Genomic DNA, 20,441 nt, shown 5'->3' on the forward strand with positions numbered 1-20,441 from the left:
TTTGCCGAAACGTCCTTGATTGTTGCTGATCTGTCAATATTTCCCGAAAGTTACCTTCGTGCAGCGTGGCGCTTGCGCCACCGCGCCCCCTTGCATCCAAGGGGAAACGGGGTGAACATAGCGCGAACAGGAGTGCCGCCATGTCCCTAGTCCAGCCCATCCCCGCCCGCCCCAAGCTCGAAGGCGGCAAGCGCTTTGTGATGCACAGCACGTTTCAGCCCGCGGGCGACCAGCCCACCGCCATCGCCGAGTTGTCACAAGGCGTGACCGCGGGCGAGCGCGACCAGGTTCTGCTCGGCGCCACCGGCACCGGCAAGACCTACACCATGGCCAAGGTGATCGAGGAAACCCAGCGCCCGGCGATCATCCTTGCCCCCAACAAGACGTTGGCGGCCCAGCTCTACGGCGAGTTCAAGAGCTTCTTTCCCGAGAACGCGGTGGAATACTTCGTCAGCTACTACGATTACTACCAGCCCGAGGCCTACGTGCCGCGCACCGATACCTTCATCGAGAAGGAAAGCCAGATCAACGAGCAGATCGACCGGATGCGCCACTCCGCCACCCGGGCGCTGCTGGAGCGTGACGACGTGATCATCGTCGCCTCGGTGAGCTGCATCTACGGCATCGGCTCGCCCGAAACCTACACCGCGATGAGCCAGGATCTGGAGGTTGGCCAGGATTACGACCAGCGCGAGGTGATGAAGGATCTGATCGCGCAGCAATACAAGCGCAACGACAATGCCTTCGCGCGCGGCACCTTCCGGGTGCGCGGCGACAGCCTCGAAGTCTGGCCCTCTCACCTTGAGGATCGCGGCTGGCGTCTGAGCTTCTTCGGCGAGGAGCTTGAGGCGATCACCGAGTTCGACACCCTCACCGGCGCGAAAACCGACGCGCTCGACAAGGTGCGTGTCTACGCCAATTCGCACTACGTCACCCCCACCCCCACGCTCAAACAGGCGATGAAGGGGATCAAGGAGGAATTGACCCTGCGGCTCGCCGAGTTCGAGCGCGAGGGAAAACTGCTGGAAGCGCAACGGCTTGAGCAGCGCACCCGCTTCGATCTGGAGATGATGGAGGCCACCGGGCATTGCAACGGCATCGAGAACTATTCGCGCTACCTCACCGGCCGCGCGCCCGGCGAGCCGCCGCCCACGCTGTTTGAATACATCCCCGACCACGCGCTGGTGTTTGCCGATGAATCCCACGTCTCCGTGCCGCAGATCGGCGGCATGTACAAAGGCGACTTCCGGCGCAAGATGACGCTGGCCGAACACGGATTCCGGCTGCCGTCCTGCATGGACAACCGCCCGCTCAAGTTCGAAGAATGGGACGCGATGCGGCCGCAATCGGTGTTCGTTTCCGCCACGCCCTCGGCCTGGGAACTGGAGCGCACCGGCGGGGTGTTCACCGAGCAGGTCATCCGCCCGACCGGGCTGCTCGACCCCGAGGTGGAAATCCGCCCGGTCGAAATGCAGGTCGACGACCTGCTCGACGAGGTCCGAAAAGTGTCGGCAAAAGGTATGCGCACGCTGGTGACGACGCTGACCAAGCGCATGGCCGAAGACCTCACCGAATACATGCACGAACAGGGCATCCGCGTGCGCTACATGCACTCGGATATCGACACCATCGAGCGCATCGAGATCCTGCGCGATCTCCGCCTCGGCGCCTTCGACGTTCTGATCGGCATCAACCTCCTGCGCGAAGGGCTCGACATCCCCGAATGCGGGCTGGTGGCTATTCTCGACGCCGACAAGGAAGGCTTCCTGCGTTCCGAGACCTCGCTGATCCAGACCATCGGCCGCGCCGCGCGCAACGCCGAAGGCCGGGTGATCATGTATGCCGACCGGATCACCGGCTCGATGGAACGCGCGCTGGCCGAAACCGACCGGCGGCGCGCCCGCCAGATCGCCTATAACGAGGAACACGGCATCACCCCGGAGACGATCCGCAAGAACGTCGATGACGTGCTGGCGGGCCTCTACCAGGGCGACACGGATATGAGCCGCGTCACCGTCAAGGTCGACAAGGCGATGGTCGGGGCCAACTTGGCGGCGCACCTCGATGCGCTGCGGACGGATATGCGCAAGGCGGCGGAGAACCTGGAGTTCGAGGAGGCGGCACGGCTGAGGGACGAGATCCACCGGCTGGAAGCGGTGGAACTGGCCGTGGCGGACGACCCGCTGGCGCGGCAGTCGGCGGTGGAAGCGGCGGGAGAGGCTGCCGTGAAGGGTGCGGTCAAGGGACGGTCAACGGCGGGGCGGCCGGGGCAGAGGGGCGGGAAGGCGCGGCGAAAATAACGCAAGACACCAGAAATAAGCGACAATCTGGTGTCACTCTTCTGACTTGAGTATGTCTATGATCTCTTTGTAAAATTTAGCCGCGTTCGTTATTGATCCAACGGTAATCCGAAATGTGGCCTTCAATTCGACCTTAAATATCTTTTTTATTTGCCTTCTGTCATTTTCTAAATACCTGTTGGTCCCCGCACCATGAACAATAGAATTTCTACGCGAATATAACCAGTCGGCATATCCCACAATCGAATGAGGAACTTGTTTGTCTTGTATTTTGAACTTTTCTACGATTGCACCAGTTGAGATGTTTACGCGTGGAATCGGAGTGTCCGCACCAGAATTGGGCGCTAGGACACCAACCAACCTCCGGAATTTTTGGGAATGCCTTTCTCGCAAAACCGAGTTTCTCAGGCCTTCCTGAAGCCGAATTGTCAGCGCATCTTGAATTTCATCACCCTGCATTAGCAGTGTTATCAATTCAGCCTCGGTCACCGGAGAGGTGGCGCTTTTCAATGCGTCATCAGAAAACGACTGCTCGCGGCAATTCGAAAGCACGCTAGAATCGACCATCGTATCGAAGCGATCCACCAAATTTGTGTATACAAGCTTCTGGATGTGTTTTCGGTTCTTATCCTCGAGTTTTTCGATGTCTTTCGCGGCTGGTTGAATTTCTTTCTTCAAGAACTGCTCAAATTCGTCAATATGTGAATAGTCCATCTGCCAACAACCTCGCGCTGGTATGTTAAAAAACGTGAAAGCTACACTCTGATCGTATTGAACATAAAATAACAGCCGCTCGATAGATTACAACCGGGGAGTGAAAGGCCACCCTCCCGTTCACGCCTATGTCCTACCTCCGGCGTGACAGGGCGGGGTCACCGCTCAGCGATTGCAAGCAATCGCCTGCCGGTCAACGGGGCGCGAACCGGATCGCTTTGCGATCCGGTGGGTGTGGGATTTTCGGCGAGGTGCGAAAACCCGTAGGGCGGGGTTCACCCCGCCACGCCGCGCCGGTTTGCCGGGCTGAAGCCCGGCCTACAGCCCCCCTACTCGTCCGTCACGCTCAACCCCATCATCCGCCACACCTGCATGCCGCCGCGGTAATACGAAATCTTCTCCGCCGGGAACCCCGCCTCGATGATCCGGCGGATCGCGGTGGGCGACTGGCCGCACCACGGGCCGTTGCAGAACAGCGCGATCTCGGGCACGTCCTCGCAGATGAAGCCGTCGAAATCGAGTTCGCAGCCGATCTCGTCGAGCCGATCGGGCATTTCCGTGTAGGGCATGCTCACCGCGCCGGGGATCGAGCCGCCGTCGAACCAGTCGGGCGTGCGGCTGTCGAACACCACCGCGTCGGGGTCGGCCAGCATCTCCAGAAGCTCCAGCTCGCCGATCGTGCGCACCCCCGGCGCGGGCTCCATCGGCTGCACGCAGAACGGCGGGCAGGCGCGCGAGGTGAGCGCCCAGTCGCCCTCCAGCTTCGCCGCCGGGTCTTGCTCGCGGGCGATCACGGCGGGGCCATCGGGCGTCTCCACCGTGACCGAAGGCAGATCGGGGCGGATGTTTACCGGGTCGGCGGCCAGCGCCGGGGTGGCAAGGCAGGCGATGGCAAGGGCGAGATAACGCATGGATTCGGTTCCTGTGAAATGGCGGCAAATGCCGGCACCCTAGCAAGCCCGACGCGATGTTGCACCCTGCTTGTCCGCGCTCTGCCCGGCCCGGATGCACGCAAGCGTGACTTGCCTTCCCGCGCTGGAATGTTGGTTCCTGAGCCGATCAGTCCTTCAAACCGGAGATTGCCATGCGCCCAGTCATGCGCCCAGTCCTGCGCCCTGCCCTCGTTGCCTTCCTTCTCGCCGCGCCTGCTGCGGCACAGGATCATTCCGGCCACGAGGGCCACGCCATGCCCACCGACGCCGCCGCCTCCACCCGCGCCTACATCGCCGCCAACGACGCGATGCATCAAGGCATGGCGATCGAGTTCACCGGCGACGCCGATATCGACTTCATCAAGGGCATGATCCCGCACCACGAGGGCGCCGTCGACATGGCGCGGATCGTGCTGGAGCACGGTGCCGACGCCGAGGTGCGCGCGCTCGCCGAGGCGATCATCGAAGCGCAGGAAGAAGAGATCGCCTGGATGCGCGCCTGGCTCGCCGCCAAAGGGCAATAGCCTACTGCCCGAGGCCCAGCTTTTCGAGATGCGCCGCCGCCTCGGGCACCCGGCTGAACTCGTTGATCTCGATGATCAGCCGCGGGTTCGACTTCAGCGCACCGAGTTCCGCGAAGATCGGGGCGAAGGGGATCGTGCCCTCGCCCAGAACCCAGTGCCGGTCGGCGTAGCCATCGGCATCTTGCAGGTGCACATGGGTGAGCCGGTCGCCCGCGAAAGACACATAGCGGTCCACCGGCGGCCCGCCCGCCATCCTGTGCGCCCAGTAGGCGTGGCCCACGTCGACCGAGACCTTGAGGGCGGGGCTGTCGGCGGCATCGACCACCGCCGCGCGGTCACGCGGATCGACGTCCTGGATGTTCTCCAGCACCATCTCAACCCCCAGATCCTCGGCCCGTTTCAGCGCAGGTTCCAGCGTGTCGAGCACGGCCGATATCCGCTTGCCCCGGGCGCGGGAATTGTTGTCGAGGTTGGAAAAATCCCAGTGATTGTAGGGCGAATGCAACACCATCTGGGTCGCGCCAAGCTTCTCGCAGACATCGAGTGCCTGCCCGAGCCGCTTTTGCACCACGGCGCGGATATCCTTGTCCTTCACGTCGAGTTCGAAGCCTGCAAAGGGGCCGTGGATACCGAGCCGCCCGCGCCAGCCGTCGAGCGCCTTCTTTGCCATGTCGATGAAGGAATCGGGAGCGGCGAGAATGTCGGCCATGCAAAATTCCGGCAACTCCAGATCGCGGTTCTTCTCGAACAGCCAGTCGCGGTGCCGCGGCAGATCGAGCACGGTGAGTTGCGCGCCGATGATGGGCAGGTCTTTCATGAATCGGGTCCTCCGCGCGCGAGTCTGCCATGAAAGAAGGTGCTTGTCCCGCCCCGTCCGGTGTGGGGCGGGACAAGCTACGGCGGGCGAGGTGGTCAGGGAGGACCTAGGACGCCACCCGCACGTATTCTTCCGGCAGCGGGCTCGGCAGCGACGCCGCCCGCTCCCCGGATCTCACAAAGGCCGACACCACCGCGCCATGCGCCCGGATCAGCGTTGCGACGTTGGGATCGTCGCTGGTTTCCTCGATCACCACGCCCTTGCGCGTGTCGGTCACGACCATGCGCAGCTTGTGGCGCTGGGCGAAAATCTCGACGAACGCCGGGTCCCAGTGCCGCAGGCCGAAGCCTTCCCCGAGGCGGCGGTGCATCTCGTGGGCATGGGCCCGGATCAGCCCGGCAAGCTCGGGATCGTCGGTCTCGGTGATCGCGCGGATGCCGTCGGGAAGGTCGGTCACCTGCCGGCGGATCGCCTCGTGGCTGCGCAGAAGCGCGTGAAACACCGCTTGGTCACGCTTGTGGCGCGCGGCCATATCGGGGCCGAGATGGTCATGCCCGCCGTGTTTGCCCTGCCCTCGCATGGTGCGTCTTTCCGGTGAATCAAAGTTGTATCTTCAATACAGGTTAAATTCCCGCCGGCCACTGGGCCAAAACGCCGCAACCTTTCGGCCCGGATTAACCAGATGGCAACCACGGCGGCGCAAAACTCCGCGCCAGGATGCCCCGAGTTCATTTGCTCTTCGCGCTCTGCACGGCCCTCGCCGCAGGCTGCGCACCGCCCCCGCTCCCGCCCGAGGCGCAGTGCTTCGCGGCGGCAACAGCGCAGTATCGCGGGCCGTGGCGCGAGGCCCGCAGGATCGAGGCCGAGCTTGCGCGGGGATATGCGATCGAGCGCACCAGGGCGACGCGACTGGCTCCCATCTCCTGCCACGAGGCCGGGCGGCGCGGCACCTGTTTCGCCGAGCATCGGGAAACCAGCCTTCGGAAAGTTCCGATCAACCTCGAGTGGCACCGCGCCCGCCTCGCGGCGCTCGAAGCGCGGATGGCGGCGCTGCGCCCCGCAGCGATGGCCGCCGCGGCACCCTGCGGCTACGGCGCCCGGGCCGCGCTGCCACCGCCCCGGTAGGCAACCGGCTCTGGTGCCCGCGCGATCGCGGCGATAGCCTTTCGTGATGAGCAGACCCTTCGCCATTGTCCTCGGGGCCGCTGTCTGGACCGGGGGCGTCGCCTCTCCCACGCTCAGGCGGCGGGCCGAGACGGCGGCGGCGCTCTATCTTGCGGGCAAAGTCGATGGCATTGTCGCCACCGGCGGGATCGGCGTGTATCCACCAAGCGAGGCCGAAGTGCTTCGCGATCTCCTCACCGCGCGCGGCGTGCCGGAAGGCGCGGTGATTCTCGAAACCCGCTCGCGCAGCACGATGGAAAACATCGCCTTCGCGGCCGCCCTTCTGCCCGAGGGCAGCAGGCTGGTCCTGGTGAGCGACGCCTGGCACCTGCCACGAGCACGGCTCATCGCGCGCCGCCTCAAGCTTCGGGCCGAGGGCGCGGCTCCACCGCTCAGAGGTGCACGCCCGCTGTTCACCGCACGCGCGATCCTGCGCGAGATCGCGGCGGTCGTTGCGCTGGCCCTGCGCCTCGGGGGCTGATCGCGCTCAGCGCGACACCGTCACCCGGATCGAGTTGCCGACATTGCCCTGGCCATAGATTCGCACGAACACCGTCGCCCCGCCCTGCAACAGGATCTGTGCCGCGGAGGGTTCTATCGTGCCGTTCATGATCATCCGCTCCATCGCGGCACGGTTTTCGATGCTGGCAAAGAACGGGTCCCAATCGTCGCCCGCCTGCCGGATGCCGAAACGGTGGTAGTTGGCGCGGTCCTGCCGCAAGACCTGCCACGCCGCGCCGAGCCGCACACCGTTGGAATTGTGCAGATCGTCCCAGCCGATAAAGGCGCTGTAGCTGCCGATCTGGTCTTGCGCCGCGGCGGCACCTGCAAGGCCAAATGCCGTGACCGCCCCGATCAGGGCCGCGCGCGCGAAATTGGATAGACGTCTCATGGCAGATCCTCCATTGGCTGTCGCGGGTCGCCGCGCAAACAATGCGAAGTATCGCCTGCGCCGCGTCAATCGGTTGCTGTCACGACCTCATAAAGCACTGGCTCGAAACTCTTCGCCAGATCGTTGAATTTCATATGATATTGCCGCATTGCCTTGGACCTGAGCATGGTCTGGAAATCTTCGCGGCTTTCCCATTGGGTATAGTTCGCAACCCGCGTGCGCGCATCGTTCACATGCATCGCCGCACCGATGAAGCCGGGCTGCTTCGAGACAAACTCGTTGCAGGCGAGCCGCAGTTCCTCAAGCAGGTCATCGCAGGTGCCGGGTGTGACCTCGAAGGTGGTGATGACGGTCTGGATAGTCGGATCGGCGGTGATCTTGGGCATGTCGTTCTCCCGTTATGATGGCCAAGCCTACCACTGCCCCGCCAAAGCACCAAACCACTCAACGCCGACGCTGCAACTCCGCGCTCAGCGCACCACGTGCACCGAACAGGGCGCGTGACGCACCACCCGGGCCGCGGTCGAGCCGAGGAACAGATCCTGAAGACCGGGCCGGTGCGAGGCGATCACGATGCAATCGCAATTGTGCTCGCTGGCGTAGTCGACTATCGAATGGCCGGCGTGCCCCTCGATCACCTTCACGGCGATGCGATCATGGCCGCCGAGGCGCTCGGCAAGGATATCCTCGATCTCCTTTATATTCGCCGCCATCTGCCCTTCCGGCAGGTATTGTGCGACGTAGGTCGGCACTTCTTCGACGACATGCAGCGCGGTGACGCGGCCGTCAGCACCCGCAATCGCCTCGGCGATCTCGATGGATTTCATCGTGTCGCGGCCCGTTTCGAAGGCCACGGGGACGAGAATGTTCTTGTACATGGCGCGCTCCCTGTTTCTCGGCGTCAAGTGTGGGGCGCAAAGTACGCGGCGGCCTTGACCTAGGTCAACCGCCGCGCGCCTTTCGCTCAGAACGGCAGGCCGACGTAGTTTTCGGCCAGCGAAGCCATCGCCGCGTCGGAACTGAGCAGGTAGCTCAGTTCCACTTCCTGCAACTTCTGGTCGTAATCCGGATGGTTGGGGAAGTTGTGCAACATGGTGGTCATCCACCACGAGAAACGCTGCGCCTTCCAGACCCGCGCCAGCGCCTTGGCCGAGTAGGTCTCGAGCCCGCTGCTGTCGCCGTCGAGGTAATGCGCGATCATCCCGTGGTAGAGGTAGTAGATATCGGAGGCCGCCGAGTTCAGCCCGCGCGCGCCGGTGGGCGGCACGATGTGGGCGGCATCGCCGGCAAGAAACAGGTTGCCCCAGCGCATCGGCTCGGCGACGAAGGAGCGCAACGGCGCGATCGACTTCTCGATCGACGGCCCGGTTTCGAGCCCGGCCGCCACGTCGTCCGGCAGGCGGCGCTTGAGCTCATCCCAGAACGCCTCGTCCGACCAGTCTTCCACGCTGTCGGTGAGCGGCACCTGGATGTAGTAACGGCTGAGCACCTGGCTGCGCAGCGAACACAGCGAGAAGCCGCGTTCCGTGCGCGAATAGATCAGCTCGGGGCTCACCGGCTTCGTGCGGCTGAGCACCCCGAGCCAGCCGAAGGGATAGATCTTCTCGTATTCCTTCAGCACATCGCGCGGGATCGACTTGCGGCTCACGCCGTGGAACCCGTCGGCCCCGATGATGAAGTCGCACTCCACCCGGAAGGTCTCGTCGCCCTGCCGGTAGGTAAGCGCCGGGCTGTCGCTGTCGGCACCGTGGATCGCCACGTCGAGCGCCTCGTGGATCACATTGCCACCCATCTTCTCGCGCGCGTCGTAAAGATCGCGTGTGAGCTCGGTCTGGCCGTAGACCACCACCGAGTTCCCGCCGGTATGCCCGGCCAAGTCGACCCGATGCATTTTGCCGTTATCGTTGATGAAAAACCCTTCGTGGATCTCGCCCTCGGCATCCATCCGCGCGCCGCACTGCGCCTCGCGCATCAACTCGGCGAAGCCGTGCTCCAGAACGCCGGCGCGGATCCGGCTCAGCACGTAGTCTCGGGTGTGCTTTTCCAGCACCACGTTGTCGATGCCCTTGAGGTCGAGCAACTGGCTCAGCATCAGCCCCGAGGGGCCTCCGCCGATGATACCCACCTTGGTCTTGATCGTATTGGTCATGGCGTTTCCTCCTGTCCTGTCCCGATCATCGCAAGATTGGCACCGATTTGAATGGATCTACCCGGCCAAAACATGTATGGATCGAACATGAAAGCGATCGAGAGCTTCAATCTGTTCGGCGAAAGCGACGACCTGCCCGACGTGGTCCATTGCGAGACCATCGCGGCGCGCTCGGTGCGGCACGACTGGGAATTCACCCCGCACCGCCATGCCCGGCTGCACCAGGTTCTGCTGGTGGCGCGCGGCGGCGGGCGCGGCACCTTCGACGGCGAGACCCGCCCGCTCGAAGGTGGAAGCCTCGCCAATGTCCCCACCGGCTGCGTCCATGCCTACAGCTTCACCCCGGGCACCGAAGGCTGGGTGGTCACGATCCCGGCCGAGGTGCTCGACGAGGGACTGGCCGAGGGCGAGGGCCTGCGCCCGCTGCTTGCGCGGCCTTGTGTCATAGGTGGAACGGAAGAAATCGAGACCACGATCAAGGCGATCTTCACCGCTTTCGAGGCCCGCAAATTTGCCCGCGCCCACGAGTTGCGCGCCCGCGTCGCCCTGCTGGCGGGGCTGGTCGCGCGCGCCATCGCGCGCGCCGCCCCGGGTGACACCCCGGCCGAATCCACGCTCCAGCGACGCTTCGAAGCACTGGTCGAAACCCACTATGCAGAGCATTTGCCGGTCGCGGCCTATGCCGCGCGCCTCGGCGTCACGCCGACCCACCTGAGCCGGGTCATGCGCGCCGCCACCGGCGCGCCCGCTTCGGCCGCGATCCAGCAGCGGATCATCCGCGAAGCCCGGCGCAACTTGGTCTATTCGAACCTTTCAGTCTCGCAGATCGCCTATGCGCTCGGCTACGACGATCCGGCGCATTTCTCCCGCGTCTATCGCCGCGCCACCGGGCTGTCGCCGCGCCAGTTCCGCCAAAAGACCGAGGCCGCGGGATAACCCTTCAGCCCCTTTTCTCTTGGCCCAAATACTCCGGGACCCTCTCGGCGTTTCCACGCGTGGAAACGCCTGCCGGGTTCGCGGTTGCGCCCGCGCAACCACTCAGGATCCGGGGGCTGAGCCCCCGGCCGGTCGCCCCGGGCGCAGCCCGGGGCGAAACTTCAGGCCGCGCACTCCAGCAACAGCGTGCCCGATGCCGTGTTCGAGATCGGGATATGATAGTTGCGGGTGATCTCGGTCACGTCGTCGCCCAGCGCGCCGCGCATCATCATCCACATCAGGAACTCGGTGCCCTGCGCGCCCGCCTTCTCGACCAGTTCCATCCGGGTGATCTTGGTCAGTTCATCGGGGTTGTGCACGATGTTCTCGAGGCAATACTGGTCGAACTCCTTGTTGATGAAGCCCGCGCGCTCGCCGTCGAGCTGGTGCGAAAGCCCACCGGTGCCGAGCACCACGATCTTGGCATCCTCCTCGGGGAAGCTCAGCAGCGCCTTGCGCAGCGCCCGGCCAAAGGCAAGTGCCCGCTTCAGCGTCGGGATCGGATGCTGCACGGTGTTGGCGCTGATCGGCACCGTCTTCGGCATGTCGGGGTGATGCGGCGCGCCCGGCCAGAACAACTGCATCGGCACCACGAAGCCGTGATCGACCGGCAGTTCCTGGCAGGAGGTGATGTCGAACTCGTCGGCGACCATGCTCTCGATGATGTGCCAGCTCAGCTCAGGCGCACCGGGGAACGGATCGAGGCTCGGCAGACCCCAGCCCTCGTCTTCGTTCTTGTATTCATGCGCCGCGCCAATCGCGAAGGTCGGCATCTTGTCGAGGAAAAACCCGAGCCCGTGATCGTTGTAGATGTTGATCACGTAGTCCGGCTTGTTGTCCTTGATCCACTGGTGCACCTTCGGATAGCCGTCGAAGAAGGGCTTCCAATAGGGATCGTCGTAAAGCTCCTTCTGGATCGCGTTGCCCACCGCGGGAATGTGGGAGGTGGTGATACCGCCAAGAATTTTCGCCATGATCGTTCCTCCTCAGGCCTGCGATTTCAGGTAGTCTTTGAATTCATCGGTGCTCATGCCGGTCTGCAGTCCGCCCACGTCCTGCACCGAAAGGCCGAAGATCCCGGCGAACTTGGCGAGGTAGTAGATGTTCCCCCCCGCCGCGATCAGCCCGAGCACGTCGCGCTTGCGGATCGCCTCCTTCTGCGCATCGTTGAGGCCGTATTTCTCCATGAAGGCCTCTTCATCGGCCTTGAACGCCTCGCGGTTCTCGGCCTTGTTGAACGCGTAGCACATCTTGTTGAGCGCATAGCCCTTCATCGCCTGCGTGCCGTCGAAGATCGTCGTTCCGGGAATGTCGATATGGTAATCGAACGCTGGCATATCCGCCATCGTCTCTCCTCCTGTGTTTGACGCGCAATCGGTTCCGAAAACCGGGTTAAGCTTTTCGGATTGCGCTCCTATTTCGCCCAATACAGACGCATCGGGTTGTCCACGAGCAGTAGCCGCTGCTCCTCGGGTGTTCGCGCGATCTTCGGGATGAAGTCGACAAGCTTGCCGTCGTCGGGCATGTGCGACGTCATGTTCGGGTGTGGCCAGTCGGTGCCCCAGAGCACCCGGGTCGGGAAAAGCTCCACGATCCGGCGCGCGAAGGGCACGACATCGTCGTATTCCGGCGGACCTTCGAGACTGAGGCGTTCGGGGCAGGTCACCTTCGACCAGATGTTGTCGTTGCGCGCCATCAGCTCGATGAAGCGCTGGAAATCGGGGTGATCCACCCCTTTGGCCACGTCGGGCCGGCCCATGTGGTCGACCACGATGATCCCCGGCAGGGTTTCGAGAAACGGCGCCAGATCCTCGAGATCGGCGGCCTCGAAATAGACCACGGTCGACCAGCCGAATTCCTGGATACGCTCGGCGACGGCCGTGAAATGCTCGCGCGGCGTGGCATCGACCAGGCGCTTGACGAAGTTGAACCGCACGCCACGAATACCGGCCGCGTCCATCTCGGCGAGCTCGTCGCGGCTGATGTCATGGCGCACGCTGGCGATGCCGCGAGCCCGTTCGCCCGCCGCCCGGCAGGCATCCATGGTGGCGGCATTGTCCTTGCCGTGGCAGGTCGCCTGAACGATCACGTTGCGCGAGAACCCGAGATGGTCGCGCAAGGCAAAGAGCCTGTCCTTGCCGGCGTCGCAGGGGGTGTACTTGCGCTCCGGCGCGAAGGGAAACGCCGCGCGCGGGCCGAAGACGTGGCAATGCGCGTCGACCGCGCCCTCGGGCAGCACGAATGCCGGCTTCGAGGGGCTGGGGTGAAAATCCAGCCAGTCGGCGTCGGTGATCTGTGTCTCGGCCATCGTCAGTCTCCGAAAACCACGCCGTCCATCAGCTTGCGCGCGGTGCGCAGGATGGCGGCGGAAGTGGGGGTTCCATTGTCGTCCAGCCGGGCGATGATGGTCATCTCCCCGGTCGGGTGTTCGATACTGAGCCGGCGCTCGGTGCCTTCGCCGGTCACCGCAAGCGCGGCGGCCGGGCTGCCGTCGAGCAGGCAGGCCGTGGCGACCGACACCGCGCCGAGCACGCCGATCGTCTTGTGGCAGCGGTGCGGAATGAAGGTCCGCGTCGAAATCGCGCCACCGCCGGAAGGCGCGCTCACCATCGTCATCTTCGGCACGCTCTTGCCGGCCACGTCGCCAAGGTTCATCAGCGGCCCGGCCTTCAGGCGGATCGCCTCCAGCCTCGCGCGCAGCGCCTCGTCCGCCTCCAGTTCCTCCGGCGTCTCCGCCCCGGTGATCCCGAGATCCCCCGCCCGCATCACAACGCAAGGCATGCCGTTGTCGATCAGCGTCGCCTCGATGCCCTCGATCACGTCCACCACGTTGCCGGTCGGCAGCAGCGCCCCGCAGGACGATCCCGCGGTGTCGCGAAACTCCAGCGGCACCGGCGCGGCGCAGCCCGGCACCCCGTCGATCCGCGCCTCGCCTGCATAGCGTACCCGTCCGCCCGGCGTCTGCACCCGCGCCACCGCCACCTGCCCGGTGTTCTCCATGAAAATCGCCACCGGCGTCTCGCCGTCCCCAGCCGCCACCAGCCCGCGCTCGATGGCGAAGGGACCGACGCCCGCGAGCATGTTGCCGCAGTTCTGTGCATCGGTGACGATGGGCTGGTCAACGAACACCTGCAGGAACAGGTAATCCACGTCCACCCCGGGGCGCTCAGACCGTTTCACCACCGCCACCTTCGAGGTCAGCGGATCGGCCCCGCCCATGCCGTCGATCTGGCGGATGTCGGGCGAGCCCATGACGCGCAGCAGGAAGGCGTCGCGCGCCGCGGGGTCGGCGGGCAGGTCTTCGGCAAGGAAGTAGCCCCCTTTCGAGGTGCCTCCCCGCATCCACATGCAGCGCAGGCCGTCAGCCACGGGCTTGTTCCTTTTTCTTGGCCAAAATACTCCGGGGGTGCGGGGGCAGCGCCCCCGTGTGGGTCGGCGCGCGCAAGCGCGGCGAACCTTGGCCCCGATCAGACATACTTCAGCCCCTTCTCGGCCAGGCGTTCGCGCATGCCGTAGATGTCGAGCCCAAGCTCGCCCGCCTCGAAGCGGGCGCGCTTCTCGGTCTCGTTCGCCTCGCGGGCACGGGCCTTGTCGAGCACCTCCGCCGCCTCCTCGCGGCGCACCACCACCACGCCGTCGTCATCGGCCACGATCACGTCGCCCGGGTTGACAAGGGCATCGGCACAGACCACCGGCACGTTCACCGAGCCCAGCGTCTCCTTGATCGTGCCCTGCGCCCCGATCGCCTTCGACCAGACCGCAAAGCCCATCGCCTCGAGGTCAGCCACGTCGCGCACGCCGGCGTCGATCACCAGCCCGCGGCAGCCGCGTGCCATCGCGGAGGTCGCCAGCAGGTCGCCGAAATAGCCCGCATCCGACGGCGAGGTGGTGCCGAGCACCATGATGTCACCCGCCTGCAACTGCTCGATGGCGACGTGGATCATCCAGTTGTCCATCGGGGGCGCGAGGATCGTCACCGCCGACCCGGCCACCCGCGCGCCGCGGTAGATCGGCCGCATGTAGCTCGCGAGCAACCCCTTGCGGCCCTGCGCCTCGTGCACCGTGGCCACGCCGCATTTTGCGAGCCCGTCGATCACCTCCGCGGCCGCGCGCTCGATGTTCTGGACGACGACGCCCGTGGTTCCCGCCTGATACGACATCAATCCAGCTCGTCCACGGTGCGCGGGAAGATCGCCTCGAAGCCTTCGGCGTATTTTGCCGCCCGTCCGCCGGCCTGCCCGCCCGAATTGCGCCGGAAATGGTTGCCCCGGTTCTCCGCCACGTTCTCGTAGAAGTGCCACAGGTGCTCCTGGCCCTGCATGCACTGGATCGCGGCCCATTTCTTGTCCCAGACCTCGGTGATGTCGAGAAAGACGTTCGGTTTCCAGCCCATCTGCTCGGTCTGGTGCGGCTCGAACAGGTAAAGCTGCGGCGCGCCGAGCACCTTCTGGCCGGGGTTGTGGCCCCAGGCCTGCGCCACCATGCGGGCCTCCAGCGCGAAGTCGGTGGTGCGCATGTGGTCGGTGTTGTACGGGTCCCACTTCGAGTGCGACATCATCCACTTCGGCTGCACCTCGCGGATGATGTCCACCATCATGTCGAGGGTTTCGCGGCCGAGATCGAGCGGGTAGTCGCCACGGTCGAGGAAGCGGATATCGGAAACCCCGAGCGCGGCGGCGGCGGCCTCCGCCTCCTTGCGCCGTTCGGTCTTCACGGTCTCCAGCGTCATGCCGTCCTGCTTCCACAGCTTGGCGCTTTCGCCACGCTCGCCGAAGCTCAGGCACACGACGGTCACGTCGTAGCCGCGCGCCTGGTGCAGCGCGATGGCACCGCCGGCGCGCCAGACGAAATCGGCCGAGTGGGCCGAGATCACGAGAGCGGTTTTCTTGTCCGACATGAGGGTCTCCCTGATTTTCCGCGCTGGGCATTCGCCCGTTTGACCACCGGATTAGTCTCACGCAACCCGCATGACCATTTGAATCCCGCGCCAGTATCATAAATAATTGCTATAGCTATCCGAAACGAGTCTCGGTTCAAGCAAGGTCGGATCACTGTCATGGAATTGGATTTTCCAAATCTCAGGCACCTCAGGGCTTTCATGGAAGTGTCGGATGCAGGTGGAATCAGCGCCGCGTCCCACCGTGTGCACCTGTCGCAACCGGCGGTGACACAGGCCATTGCCGGGCTCGAGGCGCGCTTCGGCGTCAAGCTGCTCGACCGTCGCCCGGAGGGCATGTTTCCCACCCCCGAAGGTGAGGTCCTGCTGCTTCGGGTGCGGCGCATGTTCGGCATTCTCGCCCAGGGCGCGGGTCGCGCGTTGCGTCTTGCCGGACGGCGCGACGGCAAACCGGTCGCGGATTTTCATGCCCGCGCCACGGCGGCGCAGTTGCGCGCGCTGGTCGCCATCGGCGAGGCGGGCAGCTTCAGCCTCGCCGCGCGCAACCTGGCGATCTCGCAGCCCTCGATTCACCGCGCGGGGCGCGATCTGGAACGGCTCTCGGGCCTCAAGCTGTTCTTGCCCGGGCGCCGTGGTATCGAGCTGACGCCGCAGGCCGAGGCGTTTTCGCGCGCCGTGAAACTTGCTGGCGCAGAACTCGCCCAGGGTCTTGACGAACTCACCCGTCTGCGCGGGCAGGACGCCACCCGGATCAGGGTCGGCTCGATGCCGCTGTCGCGCACCGAGATCCTGCCCGGTGCCTGCGACGCACTTCTGCGCGAAGCGGCGGGGGTGCAGATCCGCCTCGTCGATGCCCCCTACAGCGAGCTCCTGCGCGAGTTGCGCCACGGCGATCTCGACGTGTTGATCGGCGCGCTGCGCGACCCCCTGCCCGCCGAAGACGTGGTGCAGGAACGTCTGTTCGACGATTCCCTTGCCGTGGTGGTGCGCCCCGACCACCCGCTGGCGGGCCGGGCCGGGCTCAGCCTCGCCGATACCCTTGCCTATCCATGGATCGCGCCGCCGAAGGAAACCCCGGCGGGGGCCTATCTGTTTCGGGCGCTCGGGATCGGCAGGTTGGAAAAAACGCCGGTGCGGGTGGTGACCTCGTCGATGGTGCTGGTGCGCGGCATGCTTTCGCGCGGCGACTATCTCACCATCCTGTCGCCCCGGCAGGCGGCGGTGGAGATCGCGCAAGGGCTGATGGTGCCGCTCGATCTGCCGCTGCCCGGATCGGAACGGCCGATCGGGATCACCACACGGGCCGACTGGATGCCGACGCCAACCCAGGCGCGGTTTCTCGAACACGTGCGCGCGGCGGTCTGACCATGGGGGACGCGCGCGATTTCGAAGCCGCGTGCCGGACCACCGCCTATAGGCAGAACGAATAGGCGGGTGGGGGTTTTTATTTCCCTTCCGCGGCCCCACCTCATAAGCAGCAGGCACCCGCGAACAGGAGTATCCCATGACGCAGAAGCCATACGACGATATTCCCGGCACCTTCGTTTTCGACGCCGACCGCTCGCGCGAGGGCTACTGGCTGAACCAGTTCTGCATCTCGCTGCGGCAGGAGAAGAACCGACAGGCATTCCGGGACGACCCCGAGGCGCACATGTCGCGTTTCGCCATGACCGAGGACCAGAAACAGGCGGTGCGTGACCGCGACTGGAACCGGCTGCTCGAGCTGGGCGGCAATATCTACTACACCTCCAAGCTCGCAGCTTTCGACGGCATCGTGTTTCAGGATCTCGCCGCGATGATGAGCCACATGAGCCGCGACGATTATCGCAAGATGATGGTCGAGGGTGGCCGCAAGATCGAGGGCAACCGCTACAAATCCGAATGGGAGAAAGAATAATGGCCCGTATCACCGCAGGGATCGCCTGCAGCCACGTGCCCGCCATCGGCGTGGCGATGGACCAGGGGATCACCGACCAGCCCTATTGGCAGCCCGTGTTCAAGGGCTTCGAGTTTTCGCGCAAGTGGAACGAGGAAAACAAGCCCGACGTGGTGTTTCTCGTCTACAACGATCACTGCACCGCCTTCGACGCAAGCGTGATCCCGACCTTCGCGATCGGCTGTGCCGCCGACTTCACCCCCGCCGACGAGGGCTTCGGCCCGCGCCCGGTGCCGGTGGTGAAGGGCCACCAGAAGCTCGCCAGCCACATCGCCCAAAGCGTGATCCTCGACGAGTTCGACCTCACCATCATGAACGAGATGGAAGTGGATCACGGCCTCACCGTGCCGCTCTCGGTGATGTTCGGCGACCGCAAGCCCGGCGACGACTGGGGCACCTTGGTGATCCCGCTCGCCGTCAACGTGGTGCAATACCCCGCGCCGACGGCAAACCGCTGCTACAATCTCGGCAAGGCGATCCGTCGCGCCATCGACAGCTACCCCGAGGATCTGAACGTGCACATCTACGGCACCGGCGGCATGAGCCACCAGCTTCAGGCCGAACGCGCCGGGCTGATCAACGCCGAGTGGGACCAGAACTTCATGGACATGCTGGTGAACGAGCCCGACAAGGCCCGCAAGATCGACCATGTCGAGTTTCTGCGCGAGACCGGCTCGGAAGGCATCGAGATGGTGATGTGGCTGGTGATGCGCGGCGCGCTCGACGAGAAGGTGACGGAAGTGCACCGCCATTACCACGTGCCCGCCTCGAACACGGCGGTGGGGCACCTGATCCTTGAGAACCACGGATAGGGAGGAACCCATGCGGATCTGCGTTGCCGGCGCCTATGGCGCCTTCGGCCTCAAGCATCTCGACGCGCTCGCCAATATCGAGGGCGTCGAGGTCACCTCGGTGATGGGGCCGACGAAGGAGAAGATCGAGGCGCTGGCCGCCGAGCGTGGCATCGGCCACGCCGGCACGACGCTGGAGGAATGCGTCGCGCGCGACGATGTCGACGCGGTGATCCTGTCGACGCCGACGCAGATGCACGCCGATCAGGCCGTTACCTGCTTAGAAGCGGGCAAGCACGTGCTCGTCGAGATTCCGATGGCCGACACGCTCGCGGATTCGATCCGTGTGGTCGAGGCCCAGAAGAAGACCGGGCTGGTGGCGATGGCCGGCCAGGTGCGCCGCTTCAACCCCTCGCACCAGTGGATTCACAACAAGATCGCGGCGGGAGAGTTGAAAGTCCAGCAGATGGACGTTCAGACCTATTTCTTCCGCCGCTCCAACAAGAACGCCAAGGGCGAGCCGCGGTCATGGACCGATCACCTGCTCTGGCACCACGCCTGCCACACCGTTGATCTGTTCCAGTACCAGACCGGCGAGACAGCGAGCGAGGTGTTCGGCCTCGAAGGCCCGCATCACCCCGATCTCGGCATCGCGATGGACATGACCATCGGCATGAAGGTGCCCTCGGGCGCGCTCTGCACGCTCAGCCTGTCGTTCAACAACGACGGCCCCTTCGGCACTTTCTTCCGCTACATCTGCGACAACGGCACCTATATCGCCCGCTATGACGATCTGTTCGACGGCAACGAGAACCCGATCGACCTGTCGGGCGTGGCGGTGTCGAACAACGGCATCGAGTTGATCGACCGCGAGTTCGTCGCGGCGATCCGCGAAGGCCGCGAGCCGAATGCCTCGGTGGCGCAGGTGCTGCCCGCGATGGAAACCCTCGACCGGATCGAGCGCGGCTTCAAATAGGGTATAGGGGGGGGCATGTTGCTCCCCCGTCCGTCGCCCGGCCTTACCCGGTCTGCCCATCCTCAGAGCAGCGCCATCAGCCGCGCCTTCTCGCCCGCGTCGTCGGGCCGCGAGATCGCCTCTGCCAGCGCCTCGAGCGAAGCGATGTTGTGCCCCGCCCGAAAGGCGTCGACATGAGGCAACATCGCGCGGATACCGGCCGCGCGCGGCGCGAATCCCTCCCAGCGCAACAGCGGGTTGAGCCAGATCAGCCGCCGCGACGAAAGCTGCAACCGTTCGATTTCGCGGGCCAGGTTTTCCGGGTCGTCGCGGTCGAGCCCGTCGGTGATCAGAAGCACCACCGCGCCCTGCCCCAGCACCCGGCGCGACCAGTCGCGGTTGAAGGCGTGCAGGCATTCGCCGATCCGCGTGCCGCCTTCCCAGTCCTGCGCCTCGGCCCCCGCCGCGGCCAGCGCGGCATCGACGTCGCGCGTGGCGAGGTGTCGGGTAATGTTGGTCAGCCGTGTGCCGAAGGTGAAGCCATGCACCTTGGCCCAGCCCTGCCCCTTGCGGTTGGCCACCGCGTGGAGGAAGTGCAGCACCACCCGGGAATAGGCGCTCATCGAGCCGGAAATATCGCACAGCACAACGAGGTTCGGCCAGCGGGTCCGCCGCGCCTTGGTGGCAAGGGCGCTGAACTCGCCGCCCTGCCGCGCCGCGTCGCGCATGCTGCGCCGCCAGTCGGGCAAGCGACCATGACGGGCCGGGGCGGTGCGGCGCGAGGCGAGCGGTTTCACCGGCAACTCAAGCCGCGCCAGCATCCGGCGCGCCTCGGCCATCTCTGCATTCGACATCTGCTCGAAGTCGAGGCGGCGCAACCGTTCTTCGGGAGACATCGTGAGGGTGGCGTCAACCTCGATCTCGGTGCCCTGCTCCTCGCCTTCGATCTGCGGGGCCTCGCGCTCCAGCCCGTCGAGCAGTGCCTCGGCCGCGCGCTTCTCGCCCGGTTTGGCCGCGCGCTCCTCCTGCACCCCGCGCACCGAGGGCAGCATCAGCGCCATCATGTGCTCCATGTAACGCGGATCGCGCCAGAACAGCCGGAACACCTGCGCAAACACCCGCCGTTCCTCGGGCCGCGAGACGAAGACCGCGTGCAGCGTCCAGTAGAAATCCACCTTCTCGCTGAACCCCGCCGCCGCCACCGCCCGCGCCGCCTCGATCACCTTGCCCGGCCCCGCCTTGAGCCCCGCCGCCCTGAGCGCCCGGGCAAAATGCACGAGGTTGGCCACCAGTTGCGGGTTATCGGGCAGATCGAGCGGGGGGAGCGCCATGGTCAGCGTCGCCGGCGGGGCGGCGTGTGTGCCGCCAGCAAGTCCGTGCCGGAATGAACGGGCA

24 protein-coding genes are annotated in these 20,441 nt (G+C 65.1%); 9 read left to right on the top strand and 15 right to left on the bottom strand.

Going from position 1 to position 20,441, the window contains the following annotated elements; genetic code table 11:
- Positions 1 to 140: 140 nt before the first annotated feature.
- On the top strand, positions 141 to 2,300 hold the full coding sequence (gene uvrB / locus B9Y97_RS01825; RefSeq protein WP_085525156.1) for an excinuclease ABC subunit UvrB: 2,160 nt from the start codon (positions 141 to 143) through the stop codon (positions 2,298 to 2,300).
- Positions 2,301 to 2,333: 33 nt separating this feature from the next.
- On the opposite strand, the gene B9Y97_RS17865 is transcribed toward uvrB, so the two are convergent.
- Entirely contained in the window at positions 2,334 to 3,014 is a 681-nt protein-coding gene (locus B9Y97_RS17865; protein ID WP_139828193.1) for a hypothetical protein, read from the bottom strand.
- A gap of 329 nt (positions 3,015 to 3,343) precedes the next feature.
- Complete coding sequence (locus B9Y97_RS01830; RefSeq protein WP_085525157.1) at positions 3,344 to 3,925, bottom strand: rhodanese-like domain-containing protein; 582 nt, start codon at positions 3,923 to 3,925, stop codon at positions 3,344 to 3,346.
- 173 nt (positions 3,926 to 4,098) lie between these two features.
- Between B9Y97_RS01830 and B9Y97_RS01835 the strand changes: the two genes are divergently transcribed.
- Positions 4,099 to 4,470 (top strand): CopM family metallochaperone, encoded by a 372-nt coding sequence (locus B9Y97_RS01835; protein WP_254900826.1) that lies wholly within the window; start codon positions 4,099 to 4,101, stop codon positions 4,468 to 4,470.
- A gap of 1 nt (position 4,471) precedes the next feature.
- Here B9Y97_RS01835 and B9Y97_RS01840 read toward each other — a convergent pair whose 3' ends face one another.
- Positions 4,472 to 5,287, bottom strand: coding sequence for a sugar phosphate isomerase/epimerase family protein (locus B9Y97_RS01840; RefSeq protein WP_085525159.1), 816 nt, complete (start codon positions 5,285 to 5,287; stop codon positions 4,472 to 4,474).
- A 106-nt stretch (positions 5,288 to 5,393) separates the two neighbouring features.
- Positions 5,394 to 5,867 carry a hypothetical protein gene (locus B9Y97_RS01845; protein ID WP_085525160.1) on the bottom strand — a complete coding sequence of 158 codons (474 nt, stop codon included), beginning with the start codon at positions 5,865 to 5,867 and terminating at the stop codon, positions 5,394 to 5,396.
- 137 nt (positions 5,868 to 6,004) lie between these two features.
- On the opposite strand from B9Y97_RS01845, the gene B9Y97_RS01850 reads away from it, so the two are divergent.
- A complete protein-coding gene (locus B9Y97_RS01850) occupies positions 6,005 to 6,412 on the top strand; it encodes a hypothetical protein (RefSeq protein ID WP_139828194.1) in 408 nt (135 codons plus the stop codon).
- Between the two features lie 46 nt (positions 6,413 to 6,458).
- A complete protein-coding gene (locus tag B9Y97_RS01855; protein ID WP_085525162.1) occupies positions 6,459 to 6,932 on the top strand; it encodes a YdcF family protein in 474 nt (157 codons plus the stop codon).
- A 6-nt stretch (positions 6,933 to 6,938) separates the two neighbouring features.
- Here the strand turns inward: B9Y97_RS01855 and B9Y97_RS01860 are convergent, their stop codons facing one another.
- The 4 genes from B9Y97_RS01860 to pobA all read right to left on the bottom strand — a co-directional run bounded on the left by B9Y97_RS01860 (position 6,939) and on the right by pobA (position 9,492).
- Positions 6,939 to 7,343 (bottom strand): hypothetical protein, encoded by a 405-nt coding sequence (locus B9Y97_RS01860; protein ID WP_085525163.1) that lies wholly within the window; start codon positions 7,341 to 7,343, stop codon positions 6,939 to 6,941.
- 65 nt (positions 7,344 to 7,408) lie between these two features.
- Positions 7,409 to 7,729, bottom strand: coding sequence for an antibiotic biosynthesis monooxygenase family protein (locus B9Y97_RS01865; protein ID WP_085525164.1), 321 nt, complete (start codon positions 7,727 to 7,729; stop codon positions 7,409 to 7,411).
- Positions 7,730 to 7,813: 84 nt separating this feature from the next.
- Positions 7,814 to 8,221: a universal stress protein gene (locus B9Y97_RS01870; RefSeq protein ID WP_085525165.1), complete on the bottom strand. Its 408-nt coding sequence runs from the start codon at positions 8,219 to 8,221 to the stop codon at positions 7,814 to 7,816.
- Between the two features lie 86 nt (positions 8,222 to 8,307).
- On the bottom strand, positions 8,308 to 9,492 hold the full coding sequence (pobA, locus tag B9Y97_RS01875; protein WP_217809428.1) for a 4-hydroxybenzoate 3-monooxygenase: 1,185 nt from the start codon (positions 9,490 to 9,492) through the stop codon (positions 8,308 to 8,310).
- Positions 9,493 to 9,564: 72 nt separating this feature from the next.
- Between pobA and B9Y97_RS01880 the strand changes: the two genes are divergently transcribed.
- On the top strand, positions 9,565 to 10,428 hold the full coding sequence (locus B9Y97_RS01880; protein ID WP_254900827.1) for a helix-turn-helix domain-containing protein: 864 nt from the start codon (positions 9,565 to 9,567) through the stop codon (positions 10,426 to 10,428).
- A gap of 161 nt (positions 10,429 to 10,589) precedes the next feature.
- Here B9Y97_RS01880 and B9Y97_RS01885 read toward each other — a convergent pair whose 3' ends face one another.
- The 6 genes from B9Y97_RS01885 to B9Y97_RS01910 form a co-directional block, all read right to left on the bottom strand.
- Positions 10,590 to 11,441 (bottom strand): class III extradiol dioxygenase family protein, encoded by an 852-nt coding sequence (locus tag B9Y97_RS01885; protein WP_085525167.1) that lies wholly within the window; start codon positions 11,439 to 11,441, stop codon positions 10,590 to 10,592.
- A gap of 12 nt (positions 11,442 to 11,453) precedes the next feature.
- Complete coding sequence (locus B9Y97_RS01890; protein ID WP_139828195.1) at positions 11,454 to 11,813, bottom strand: protocatechuate 4,5-dioxygenase subunit alpha; 360 nt, start codon at positions 11,811 to 11,813, stop codon at positions 11,454 to 11,456.
- 68 nt (positions 11,814 to 11,881) lie between these two features.
- Complete coding sequence (locus B9Y97_RS01895; RefSeq protein ID WP_085525168.1) at positions 11,882 to 12,775, bottom strand: amidohydrolase family protein; 894 nt, start codon at positions 12,773 to 12,775, stop codon at positions 11,882 to 11,884.
- A gap of 2 nt (positions 12,776 to 12,777) precedes the next feature.
- On the bottom strand, positions 12,778 to 13,836 hold the full coding sequence (locus B9Y97_RS01900; RefSeq protein WP_085525169.1) for a 4-oxalomesaconate tautomerase: 1,059 nt from the start codon (positions 13,834 to 13,836) through the stop codon (positions 12,778 to 12,780).
- Positions 13,837 to 13,934: 98 nt separating this feature from the next.
- Positions 13,935 to 14,627, bottom strand: a complete 693-nt coding sequence (locus B9Y97_RS01905) for a 4-carboxy-4-hydroxy-2-oxoadipate aldolase/oxaloacetate decarboxylase (RefSeq protein WP_085525170.1) — start codon at positions 14,625 to 14,627, stop codon at positions 13,935 to 13,937.
- On the bottom strand, positions 14,627 to 15,364 hold the full coding sequence (locus B9Y97_RS01910; RefSeq protein ID WP_085525171.1) for a PIG-L deacetylase family protein: 738 nt from the start codon (positions 15,362 to 15,364) through the stop codon (positions 14,627 to 14,629). Before B9Y97_RS01910 ends, B9Y97_RS01905 begins: the two co-directional genes overlap by 1 nt.
- Before the next feature lie 159 nt (positions 15,365 to 15,523).
- On the opposite strand from B9Y97_RS01910, the gene B9Y97_RS01915 reads away from it, so the two are divergent.
- From B9Y97_RS01915 to B9Y97_RS01930, 4 genes are all read left to right on the top strand, one after another.
- Complete coding sequence (locus B9Y97_RS01915; RefSeq protein ID WP_085525172.1) at positions 15,524 to 16,729, top strand: LysR family transcriptional regulator; 1,206 nt, start codon at positions 15,524 to 15,526, stop codon at positions 16,727 to 16,729.
- A 139-nt stretch (positions 16,730 to 16,868) separates the two neighbouring features.
- Entirely contained in the window at positions 16,869 to 17,261 is a 393-nt protein-coding gene (ligA, locus tag B9Y97_RS01920; protein ID WP_085525173.1) for a protocatechuate 4,5-dioxygenase subunit alpha, read from the top strand.
- Entirely contained in the window at positions 17,261 to 18,112 is an 852-nt protein-coding gene (locus B9Y97_RS01925; RefSeq protein ID WP_085525174.1) for a class III extradiol dioxygenase subunit beta, read from the top strand. The genes ligA and B9Y97_RS01925 overlap by 1 nt, the downstream gene beginning before the upstream one ends.
- A 10-nt stretch (positions 18,113 to 18,122) precedes the next feature.
- Positions 18,123 to 19,067 carry a Gfo/Idh/MocA family oxidoreductase gene (locus B9Y97_RS01930; RefSeq protein WP_085525175.1) on the top strand — a complete coding sequence of 315 codons (945 nt, stop codon included), beginning with the start codon at positions 18,123 to 18,125 and terminating at the stop codon, positions 19,065 to 19,067.
- Positions 19,068 to 19,129: 62 nt separating this feature from the next.
- On the opposite strand, the gene B9Y97_RS01935 is transcribed toward B9Y97_RS01930, so the two are convergent.
- Positions 19,130 to 20,377: a vWA domain-containing protein gene (locus B9Y97_RS01935; RefSeq protein ID WP_085525176.1), complete on the bottom strand. Its 1,248-nt coding sequence runs from the start codon at positions 20,375 to 20,377 to the stop codon at positions 19,130 to 19,132.
- Between the last annotated feature and the right edge of the window lie 64 nt (positions 20,378 to 20,441).

Source organism: Maritimibacter sp. HL-12, from assembly GCF_900177545.1.
Classification (GTDB): Bacteria; Pseudomonadota; Alphaproteobacteria; order Rhodobacterales; family Rhodobacteraceae; genus Sinisalibacter.